Raw genomic sequence first — 10,160 nt, 5'->3', positions numbered from 1 at the left:
CTCGTCTGTCAAACCGATCCGTTCGCCCAAAGTAGCCTCCAAATGGAAGCTTTGAATCAAAAATCGATTCCGCAGTCAACCTTTGTCCACGAGCGCTAGAAGAACTTAATAAGCTCCTTAAAGAGCATGACCACCGTCGATTGTAATCACCGAACCTGTCATATAACGGCTGGCTTCTGAAGCCAGCATAAGCACCACGCCATCGAGGTCCTGCATCTCGCCTAAACGCTTCATAGGATTAGAGGCCTTTAAATAAGATGCGATTGGCCCCAAAAGATGTTGCTCATTGATTCGCGTTGGAAACCAGCCCGGAGCGATGGCATTGACCCGTATATCATAGGGTGCAAGTTCGAGCGCCAATGCACGCGTCATTTGCGTCACACAGGCCTTGGACATCGCATAGCCTGCGGTACTTTTTTGCAGTCGCTCAGCAAGTATGCTGGTCGTATTGACGATTGCACCGCCCGCGCCGCGCTTGACCATGCGCCTTGCAACTTCCTGCGCAGTGAAAAACGCTCCCGTTACATTTACATTGAACATATGCGCCAGCATGCCCGGGGTGGTGTCGAGCGCGCGCGCAACATGAGCAACGCCGGCATTATTGAAGAGAACATCTATCGGGCCCAGAACCCGCTCCACTTCGTCGAATGCTGCACTGATTTCATCTGGCTGCGTCACGTCAGCAACAACACTGAGCACCATACCATCGCAAAGAAAGACATCGCTGTCTTCACTGCGTGAAATTGAAACGATGTGCGCCCCGTGGTTCGCAAGCACCCGAACCATCCGCCGCCCCAGACCGGAAGATCCCCCGGTAACCGCAATCACCTTGCCGGCCACGGAGAAAAGTTGATTGTCAGTCATTTGCCCCCCAAAGACGCCAATCTATTCAAACTATTTAAAGCAGGATCAACTTTGTGTGACCATAGGGGCATGATAAAAAATACTTGTTATCAATAGAATATGAGGCTCCATTAGCCCTACAATCTTCTTCATCAATTATAGACATTACTGATATACGTTACTATATGCACAGCAAGAAGCCTTTCCCTGGATTTCAATCAACATGAAAAACGCAGTTCGCCCCCTCATCGCAGTGCCCACCGATGTAAAGCCATTTGAAAACTACATCTGGCATTCCGCGCCCGAACAATATCTGGCGGCTGCAATTGATGTCGCGGAAGTCACGCCTCTCCTGGTGCCAAGCTTTGGTGCAAAGATGGATACGGATACGATTCTTGCTGGTGTGGATGGCCTGCTTGTCACCGGCTCAAAATCCAACGTCAATCCAGAACTTTATGGCGTCGAACCCAGTGAAGCCTTCGAGCCTTACGACAAGGCGCGGGATGCAACTTCGCTTCCATTAATTCGCGCAGCAATTGAAAAAGGCGTCCCGGTTCTGGCCATCTGCCGCGGTATTCAGGAACTGAATGTGGCTTTGGGCGGCACGCTCGCCACCGAGATTCAGGAGCTGGAAGGCCGTATGGATCACCGCGCACCACAATCAGACAGCCAGGCCGAACGCTTTGCACTCCAGCATCCGGTCAAAATTGCGCCAAACTCCTGTCTGGCCGAAATTCTCAAATCCGACAATGTGACGGTCAATTCGGTCCACCGTCAGGCGATCGACAAACTGGCACCGGAGCTTGCAATCGAAGCCATAGCCGAAGACGGAACAATTGAAGCAGTCTCGCTGAAAAATGCCAAGGGCTTCGTCGTCGGTGTTCAGTGGCACCCGGAATATTGGGTTCAGTCCGATGCACCATCACGCAAAATTTTTGAAGCCTTTGGCGATGCCGTGCGTGCGCACAATGCGCAACGCACATCGCGATAAATCAACCTTTTTTGACGTGTGCAGTTTCCGGCACGGGCGTCAAAGCTTCGCCCTTGTCGAACCATGAAATCAGGTTGTCGATTACCAGATCGGCCATGCCCTGACGCGTCTTTTCCGATGCTGAGCCGATATGCGGCAGCAAAACTGTGTTCGGCGCATCAAGCAGCGCCTGCGGAACATTTGGCTCATCGGCAAATACATCGAGACCGGCTGCGGCAATTGTTCCGTCATTGAGCGCTTGCGCAAGCGCATCTTCGTCAACAACTGAACCACGACCGATATTGATCAGCACACCTTCTGCTCCAAGCGCGCTTAAAACATCTGCGTTCACAGCCTTTTCAGTTTCTGCACCACCCGGCGCCACCAGAATAAGCGTATCGACAGCCTGCGCAAGCTCAAGCAGACTTGGATAATAAGCATAGCTTACATCATCGGCTTTGCGACGGTTGTGATAGGAAATCGGCAGACCAAAAGCCTCAACACGGTGCGCAACAGCTTTACCGATGCGGCCAAGACCGAAAATGCCAACCTTGCGACCACGCAGTGATAGTTTCGAAAGCGGATAACGACCCTCTTTCACCCACTCGCCAGCACGCAAAAACGCTTGCGATTTTGACAATTCGCGAACCGTATCGATCAGCAGACCAATGGTCGTGTCCGCAACTTCATCTGTCAGAACATCGGGTGTATTGGTGACCATAACATGCTTCTTACCAGCGTGTTTTGCGTCAACCGCATCGTACCCGACACCAAAATTTCCAATAATTTCAAGATTTGGCAGTGCATCAATCAATTCTGCACTCACCGTTGACATACTGGCAATGCCTTTGACATCACCCGCCCAACTTGCCTCCACCAATGCTGCATCCCCCTGAGGAATGCGCTTGACATGGAACTCGCCTGAAAGCCGCTGCACGGCATAATCGTTGAAATTACCGAGCACCAGAATGGTCGCTTCACGTTGGGCCATGGGCGCTTTCCTTATGTTCAAAAAAAATCAACGGACCAGAGGAACTGGCCCGGTTAACAAGACAGATCAAACCTGTTTAGGCTTGGACGTCGATTGCCTGATATGCAGTTCTGGCTTGATCAGTTCCTGATCATGCGAAACGTCAACGCCGTTCAGCTGATCCAGCAAAGCGCGCGCCGCACGGCGACCGACTTCGCGCTGACCATTCCACACCGTTGTCAGTGCGGGTGTCGCAATGGCCGCCTCTTCCAGATCGTCATAGCCGGTAACGGAAATATCTTCACCCGGAACGAGACCTGCCCGTGCAATTCCGTTCATCAAACCGATGGCGGTGAGATCATTCCAGCAGACGGCAGCAGTCGGCTTGTCTTTGAGCGCAAGAAACTGCGGCGCGACCTCAAAGCCAGCCTGCTTGGTGCGCGGCCCTGAAATGCGCCATTCCGGCTTCACTTCCAGCCCGGCTTTCTGCATTGCTTGCAAATAACCCTGATAACGATCGCGGCCCGTCGACGTCTGGTCCGTACCACCAATCATTGCAATCCGCGTGTGACCGAGCGAAATCAGATGGTTGGTTGCAAGACCAATACCGTAGGCATCATCCCCGCGGAAAACCGGCGCGTGAACGCCTTCGACACTGCGCGCGATCAGCACAACCGGCAGGCCGTTATCTTCCGCAAGCTGAATATCTTCCGGCGGCGTGCCGATAGCAGGCGACATAATGACACCATCCGCGCCAAGCTGAAGCAATGTATCCATAAAGGTGCGCTGCTTTTCCAACTGATCATAATGATTGGAAAGAATGAATGTCTGCCGCGAGCGATCCAGTTCCGTTTCAATAGACCGCAAAATTTCGGCAAAGAACGGGTTCATGATGTCATGCACAACAACACCGACAATCCCTGAGCGCGATGTGCGCAGGCTCGCAGCCCTGCGGTTATAGATATAACCGATGGCGCGGGCGTGTTCTTTGATTTTTTCACGTGTCTGGTCTGCGACAAGCGGGCTGTCGCGCAATGCCAGCGAAACGGTGGCTGTCGAAACACCAAGCGCATCTGCGATGGTCGAAAGCTTGATTTTTTGAGCCAAATCGCCTCCCCGAATGATCTTCCTGCAATCACAACAGGAATGGCTTCAATCAGTTCAAAGAGAGAAGCGGCCATCCCATTTTAAAATGGTTATGCCATTGCAATCATTGAATTGAAAGTTTTTTCAGCGACTTTCCAAGGCAGCGCACTCATTCTATATCGTCATCATCGAGAGTATCTTTATCGACTTCATCGATAAGCCTTGCAACGCCGCGTGCAGCAAGATTGTTTTCCATGCGCCCAAGCATCTTAAGAAACGCTTTGCGCTCCTTCTTATCAAAGCCCTTCAGCATGTCTTTTTCAGTCTTCTTGATAGACTTTTCAATAATGCGGATCGCTTCGACACCCTGTGGTGTGAGATAGACATGCGATTGGCGCTGGTCTGTCTCAGAAGCCCGTTTGACCACAAAGCCCTGACTCTGCAACCGGGTAATTGTTTTGGTGATTGTCGGTGGACGCACGCCGAGACGCTGGGCCAGAACACCCGGCGGCAAACCATCTTCCGATGCCAGTTGCAGCATCAACGCATCCTGACCGGCATAAAGCCCAAGCTCCAGAAGACGCGTAGCCAATACGGTTCGTGTAAGACGCGCCACTGACTGCAACCGGTAAAGCATCACTGCCTTGTTGTCCTTACTCATCGCCACCTCGCCCTTGGTCACCCGACTAATAAAGTGCAATCTACCGTAAAATATTGTCCGACTTATGAACCTCTAAACACAGATAATAAATCGAAGCAGCCTTCGAAGTTATGAAGAAAACTCAAAAAATCTTATGCAATTCGATGGATAACATTGCACGAGTTTTTGAACGGCGAAACCAAAATGTCGGAATCAGACAACCGTTTGCTGTTTTAATCGATCACCTTTAGACTCATGCTGTTCGTTAAAAAATATTCAGCACGGAGAGAAATATGCGTAACCTGCGCGACCAGAACAGCGACATGATCGTCGTCCTGCCCCTTGGCGCTCACGAGCAGCACGGCCCTCATCTGCCATTTGAAACAGATACGATCATCGCTGAAGGCATTGTCGCGCGCGTCAACGACGCATTGCCCGCCGATCTCAACGTCAATTTCCTGCCTGCACAGCCGGTTGGCTATTCCATTGAACATATGGACGTCGAAGGCACGCAAAGCCTTGCCTTCTCGGAAGCCGTCAATCAATGGATCGGCATCGGGGAAAACCTTCATGCAGGCGGCATTCGCAAGCTGGTCATGCTCAATGCGCACGGCGGCAACGCACCGCTGATGACAATTGTTGCAACCGAGCTTCGCACCCGCCTTGATATGCTGGCCGTAGCAACGAGCTGGCCGCGCTTCGGGCTGCCGGAAGGGTTGATTGCGCCGGAAGACAAATCGCTTGATGTTCATGGCGGTTTTATCGAAACCTCGGTCATGCTGGCACTGCGTCCCGATCTGGTTGATATGTCAAAGGCCCAGCACTTCGCCAATGCGCAATCCGACTTTACAAAAGAATTCAAGCATTTGCGTGCCTACGGGCCGCATGCTTTCGGCTGGAAGATGCATGATCTGAATACGCAAGGCGTTGCTGGCAATGCAGCAGTTGCAACCGCAGAGGCTGGTGAGAAAATCCTCGCGCATGCCGTCACAGGCTTTATCGAGCTTCTGCGTGATGTCGATCAGTTCGACCTTTCGCGCTTTTCATCAGATCAATTGGCGAGAACGTGATCGCAAGCCATGTAATATTATAGCGTTGCATATAGCATTCAGCCGTACCTTCCCTTATATGAAATAACCGATCTGAAGCCTCGGCAGCGTTCATGTGCGCGCACCCGAAGGCAGCAACTTCAAGAGGCATGAACAATGAGCCAGGCTGAAGCCCAAACTCAGGACAAGTCGATCACAGACGCTGGCAAAGAAGCTGGGCGTATTCCCGTTACCGTTCTGACCGGATATCTGGGTTCGGGTAAAACGACGCTTCTCAACCGCATCCTCACCGAAAATCACGGCAAGCGCTATGCGGTTATCGTCAACGAATTCGGCGAAATCGGCATCGACAATGATCTGATCGTTGAGTCGGACGAAGAAATCTATGAAATGAACAATGGCTGCATCTGCTGCACCGTGCGCGGCGATTTGATTCGCGTTGTGCAAGGCCTGATGCGCCGTCCGGGCCGTTTTGATGCGATTATCGTTGAAACAACCGGCCTTGCCGATCCAGTTCCTGTCGCGCAGACTTTCTTCATGGACGACGATGTCCGCGCCAAAACCGTTCTTGATGCCGTTGTCGCTCTGGTTGATGCAAAGCACCTGCCCCTGCGCCTCAAAGACAGCCGCGAAGCAGAAGACCAGATTGCATTTGCCGATGTTGTTCTGATCAACAAGACCGATCTGGTCACGCCGGAAGAACTGGCCGCGGTTGAAGCCACTGTCCGCGCGATCAATCCGCACGCGATCATTCATCGGACCGAACGCTCTGCAATCGCGCTGGACCGCGTGCTTGATCGCGGCGCTTTCGATCTCAAACGTGCGCTTGAAAACGATCCGCACTTCCTTGATCACGACCACCCGGATCACGTTTGCGGCCCTGATTGCGATCACGATCACGGCCATGAACATCACCACCATCATGGTCACGACCATGACCATACCTGCGGCCCAGACTGCAATCATGATCACGGGCATGATCACGGGCATGACCATCACCACCACCATGATCACGATCATCACCATGCATCGCCGATCCATGATGTAACAGTCACATCCGTATCGCTGCGTGCGGGTGAGATTGACCCGGCGAAGTTCTTCCCCTGGATTCAGAATATCACACAGACACAGGGTCCAAACATTCTGCGTCTCAAGGGTATTATCGCGTTCAAGGATGATCCGGACCGCTACGTGGTTCAGGGCGTCCATATGATCATCGAAGGTGATCACCAGCGCGCATGGAAACCGGAAGAAAAGCATGAAAGCCGTCTCGTCTTCATCGGACGTCAGCTCGATGCAGCTGCGCTCAAAGCCGGTTTTGAAAACTGCCAATCTCAGTAAAATTGGACTCTGATGCCTACAGTTGCCCCGCTCGACCTTGATGGTCATTGCCTTTATGCACGCTTTATCAGCGGCACTCCCTTCTTTGCTCTGGCCGATGGCACTGTCCACCGGCTGGACAATGGCCACCAAACCAGCACCGCTCATGACGGCCTTCTCAGTGCAACGCTGACCTTTGATGGCAAAGCGCTGCTAACAGGCGGTGAAGATGGCCGCGTTTGCCAGACCGCATCGGATGGTACGGTCACGGAACTTGCAAAAGTGCCACGCAAGTGGATGACCGCAGTTGCAAGCGGCCCCAGCGGAACCGTGGCTTTTGCCTCTGGCCGCTCGGCATGGGTGCGCCCATCCAATGGCAAAGTGCAGGAGTTTGTGCAGGAACGCAGTGTCGAAGGCATTGCTTTTGCGCCAAAAGGTCAGCGTCTGGCAATCGCACGCTACAATGGTGCAACCTTGATCTGGACCGGCACAGAAGCAAAACCTGTCGAACTTGAGTGGAAAGGCGCCCATATCGACGTGATTTTCTCGCCAGACGGCCGCTTCCTGATTACATCGATGCAGGAAAATGCACTGCATGGCTGGCGTCTGGAAGACAGCCGGCACATGCGCATGACCGGCTATCCGGCCAAGGTCAAGGACTGGTCATGGAGCGTGAAGGGCAAATGGCTTGCCACCTCCGGTGCACCGGCTGCAATCGTCTGGCCTTTTGCCGGCAAAGACGGCCCGATGGGCAAGGCTCCGCTGGAACTTGGCCTGCGCGGCGACAGCATGGTCACGGCTGTTGCCTGTCACCCGATCGAAGACATTGCAGCCATCGGTTATAATGATGGCATGATTCTTCTGGTGCGGTTTGAAGATCAGAAGGAAGTATTGCTGCGTCGTGGTGGCAAAGGTGCCATCACCAGCATGGGCTGGGACAATCAGGGCAGCCGTCTGGCATTCGGCTCTGAAACGGGCGATTGTGGCGTGATAGATATAACAACCACCTGAACAACGTCGTTCAACAAGAGGCCCCGATTGGGGCCTTTTGTTATTACTTCGCTTTCATCGTAACGGTTGACCCACCGTCCGGACCCAGCGACGCAACCCATTGACTGATTGCAGCCGCATCTTTTTCACCAAGCATATGATCAGCCTCGATTGTACGGGCATCAACCTTCGCACCGCCAGAGCGCAACAACGCTGACAGCGCCGGCGCAAATGGCGAATAAAGCTTGTCTTCCTGACCTGTAATCGTCAGCACACGCGCTTTGCTAAGATTGGCAACCGGCACATTGTCGAGAACCGGCATTGACCGCATCAGCACAGCGCGCTTCACCAGATCCGGGTGCAGCATCATCGTTGCAGCCAGAAGATTGGCCCCGTTGGAGTAACCAACAAAAGTCGCATGCGGCAGATCCAGCTCTTTTTCGTCGGCAAGACGCGAAAGGAAGGTCACGAATGCATTGGCTTCAAGTTTCACATCTTTTTGGTCAAACTTGACCGGTGTAAGGCGCTTGTACCAGCGCGTGCCGCCATCCTGCATGACACGTCCGCGAATACCCAGAAGCGTTGCACGTGGCCAGATTTTGGAAGCCATCGGCACAAGACTTGCTTCATTGCCGCCCGAACCATGCAGCAGAATAACCAGCTCATTGGAGACAATCTCAGGCTTGTAGAAGCGATAAATGAAGCGCTTGCTACGCGAAAAATTATGTTCGGGAGTTGTTTCAGCGTCCATCTTTTTATCGCGCATCGTTACGCCCTCACCAAGCTGGGGAGTGCCAATTTCATTTTTCATCGAGGCGGGAATGCCCCTGACAGCCAAGCTCTGGGACTTGCTCACAACCTTAATCGGCTTGGGCAACCCTTCAGCAAGGGCGGTCCCTGTTGTTGCTGTAAGCGCCATCATCATGGCAGCTATAAACGTCTTCTTTACCATAAGCTCAACTTGCCACTGATATGTTAACGAAGGTTTTAAGACAGCTCCACCCGAGTGCGTTACACCCTCTGCCAGTTCTGCATAGCAGCTCCTTAACAACATTGATTAAGCAAGATTGTGACAAAAACACGGAAAATTACCGATTGTCACATTCGTGTTACACATGCATCATCATCAAAAAACTGCGAGCTAAAAAAGGGGTATAAAAAATCCATGTTTTTGACGTGTTTAGCGTAACAATAAGCATCACAAACAAAAATGCGTGCGCCTTTTGCGTGGAAAATGCGACAATGAAACCGTTGGAGCCTTTCCTGTGCTTTCATCAAAGCATGAAAGGCTCACGACGTCTGCGAATTATCCTGACAACAAGGATTTCATTATGAGCAGTTTTAAACCCGGCCGTTATTCGTCTGCCCATCTTGGTTCAAGCGAAGTGACGCCAAAGAATATCTATCTGCGCCGGCGAGAATTGTTAATCGGCGCAGGCGCTCTTGCTGCAACAGGCTTGGCTTCAGCGGCTTTCGCGGACCCATTAAAGGCAGCGGCTTCCGTCTATAAGGTCGATGAAAAATTGACACCCAAAGAGGCCGTTACAACCTACAATAATTTCTACGAATTTGGCACAGACAAGAGCGACCCTTCCGCCAATTCCGGCAATTTCAAACCACTGCCGTGGCGATTGAAAGTCGATGGTTTGGTTAAACAGCCCAAAGAATTCGACATGCAGGAACTGATCGCCAAAATGCCGCTTGAAGAGCGCATCTACCGGATGCGTTGCGTTGAAGCTTGGTCCATGGTCATTCCTTGGATTGGCTTTCCGCTGGCAAGCCTGCTCGCGCAGGTCGAGCCATTGGGTTCTGCAAAATACATCGCCTTTACGGGCGTGGTCCGCCCGGAAGAAATGCCCGGCCAGACAGGACTGTTTCAGGTTTTGAACTGGCCTTACGTCGAAGGCCTGCGCCTTGATGAAGCCATGCACCCGCTCACGATCCTCTCTGTCGGCCTTTATGGCGAAACGCTCCCCAACGCCAATGGCGCGCCCGTTCGTCTCGTCGTGCCATGGAAATACGGTTTCAAGGGCATCAAATCGATCACCAAAATCAGCTTTGTTGAAAAACAACCGCCGACATCATGGCAGCAGCAGGCCGCCAATGAATATGGCTTCTATGCCAATGTGAACCCTGATGTGGATCATCCCCGCTGGTCACAGGCAACAGAGCGGCGTATCGGCGAAGGCAGTTTCTTTGGCTCCAGCCGACGCCCCACCCTGCCCTTCAATGGCTATGCCGAAGAGGTTGCTTCGCTTTACGATGGCATGGATCTGCGGAAAAACTACTGAC

The 10,160-nt window shown here is 52.5% G+C and carries 10 protein-coding genes; 5 read left to right on the top strand and 5 right to left on the bottom strand.

What is annotated here, in order from left to right:
- Window positions 1–117: 117 nt before the first annotated feature.
- Window positions 118–864 (bottom strand): SDR family NAD(P)-dependent oxidoreductase, encoded by a 747-nt coding sequence (locus VBH83_RS17195; RefSeq protein WP_396998771.1) that lies wholly within the window; start codon window positions 862–864, stop codon window positions 118–120.
- A gap of 202 nt (window positions 865–1,066) precedes the next feature.
- Between VBH83_RS17195 and VBH83_RS17190 the strand changes: the two genes are divergently transcribed.
- Window positions 1,067–1,834, top strand: a complete 768-nt coding sequence (locus VBH83_RS17190) for a gamma-glutamyl-gamma-aminobutyrate hydrolase family protein (protein WP_396998769.1) — start codon at window positions 1,067–1,069, stop codon at window positions 1,832–1,834.
- A 1-nt stretch (window position 1,835) separates the two neighbouring features.
- Here the strand turns inward: VBH83_RS17190 and VBH83_RS17185 are convergent, their stop codons facing one another.
- The 3 genes from VBH83_RS17185 to VBH83_RS17175 form a co-directional block, all read right to left on the bottom strand.
- A complete protein-coding gene (locus tag VBH83_RS17185) occupies window positions 1,836–2,804 on the bottom strand; it encodes a 2-hydroxyacid dehydrogenase (protein ID WP_265986519.1) in 969 nt (322 codons plus the stop codon).
- Between the two features lie 66 nt (window positions 2,805–2,870).
- Window positions 2,871–3,890: a LacI family DNA-binding transcriptional regulator gene (locus VBH83_RS17180; RefSeq protein ID WP_265986518.1), complete on the bottom strand. Its 1,020-nt coding sequence runs from the start codon at window positions 3,888–3,890 to the stop codon at window positions 2,871–2,873.
- Window positions 3,891–4,038: 148 nt separating this feature from the next.
- Window positions 4,039–4,530 carry a MarR family winged helix-turn-helix transcriptional regulator gene (locus tag VBH83_RS17175; RefSeq protein ID WP_265986517.1) on the bottom strand — a complete coding sequence of 164 codons (492 nt, stop codon included), beginning with the start codon at window positions 4,528–4,530 and terminating at the stop codon, window positions 4,039–4,041.
- Window positions 4,531–4,802: 272 nt separating this feature from the next.
- Here VBH83_RS17175 and VBH83_RS17170 point away from each other — a divergent pair, with 272 nt between their 5' ends.
- The 3 genes from VBH83_RS17170 to VBH83_RS17160 all read left to right on the top strand — a co-directional run bounded on the left by VBH83_RS17170 (window position 4,803) and on the right by VBH83_RS17160 (window position 7,889).
- Window positions 4,803–5,579 (top strand): creatininase family protein, encoded by a 777-nt coding sequence (locus VBH83_RS17170; protein WP_396998766.1) that lies wholly within the window; start codon window positions 4,803–4,805, stop codon window positions 5,577–5,579.
- A gap of 135 nt (window positions 5,580–5,714) precedes the next feature.
- Window positions 5,715–6,899, top strand: a complete 1,185-nt coding sequence (locus VBH83_RS17165; protein ID WP_265986515.1) for a GTP-binding protein — start codon at window positions 5,715–5,717, stop codon at window positions 6,897–6,899.
- Between the two features lie 12 nt (window positions 6,900–6,911).
- On the top strand, window positions 6,912–7,889 hold the full coding sequence (locus tag VBH83_RS17160) for a WD40 repeat domain-containing protein (RefSeq protein ID WP_265986514.1): 978 nt from the start codon (window positions 6,912–6,914) through the stop codon (window positions 7,887–7,889).
- 43 nt (window positions 7,890–7,932) lie between these two features.
- Here the strand turns inward: VBH83_RS17160 and VBH83_RS17155 are convergent, their stop codons facing one another.
- Entirely contained in the window at window positions 7,933–8,820 is an 888-nt protein-coding gene (locus tag VBH83_RS17155) for an alpha/beta hydrolase (RefSeq protein ID WP_265986513.1), read from the bottom strand.
- Window positions 8,821–9,199: 379 nt separating this feature from the next.
- Here VBH83_RS17155 and msrP point away from each other — a divergent pair, with 379 nt between their 5' ends.
- Window positions 9,200–10,159 carry a protein-methionine-sulfoxide reductase catalytic subunit MsrP gene (msrP, locus tag VBH83_RS17150; RefSeq protein WP_265986512.1) on the top strand — a complete coding sequence of 320 codons (960 nt, stop codon included), beginning with the start codon at window positions 9,200–9,202 and terminating at the stop codon, window positions 10,157–10,159.
- Window position 10,160: the final 1 nt, after the last annotated feature.

Source organism: Ochrobactrum sp. S1502_03, from assembly GCF_044435015.1.
GTDB lineage: Bacteria > Pseudomonadota > Alphaproteobacteria > Rhizobiales > Rhizobiaceae > Brucella > Brucella chromiisoli.
Note: the sequence above shows the minus strand (reverse complement) of the source record. Positions and strands in the feature narration are given on the sequence as shown.

Bases quoted from the DNA above. Each gene is read 5' to 3' on its own strand.
- VBH83_RS17195 (WP_396998771.1), bottom strand. From the start codon at position 864: ATGACTGACAATCAACTTTTCTCCGTGGCCGGCAAGGTGATTGCGGTT.
- VBH83_RS17190 (WP_396998769.1), top strand. From the start codon at position 1,067: ATGAAAAACGCAGTTCGCCCCCTCATCGCAGTGCCCACCGATGTAAAG.
- VBH83_RS17185 (WP_265986519.1), bottom strand. From the start codon at position 2,804: ATGGCCCAACGTGAAGCGACCATTCTGGTGCTCGGTAATTTCAACGAT.
- VBH83_RS17175 (WP_265986517.1), bottom strand. From the start codon at position 4,530: ATGAGTAAGGACAACAAGGCAGTGATGCTTTACCGGTTGCAGTCAGTG.
- VBH83_RS17170 (WP_396998766.1), top strand. From the start codon at position 4,803: ATGCGTAACCTGCGCGACCAGAACAGCGACATGATCGTCGTCCTGCCC.
- VBH83_RS17165 (WP_265986515.1), top strand. From the start codon at position 5,715: ATGAGCCAGGCTGAAGCCCAAACTCAGGACAAGTCGATCACAGACGCT.
- VBH83_RS17160 (WP_265986514.1), top strand. From the start codon at position 6,912: ATGCCTACAGTTGCCCCGCTCGACCTTGATGGTCATTGCCTTTATGCA.
- VBH83_RS17155 (WP_265986513.1), bottom strand. From the start codon at position 8,820: ATGGTAAAGAAGACGTTTATAGCTGCCATGATGATGGCGCTTACAGCA.
- msrP (WP_265986512.1), top strand. From the start codon at position 9,200: ATGAGCAGTTTTAAACCCGGCCGTTATTCGTCTGCCCATCTTGGTTCA.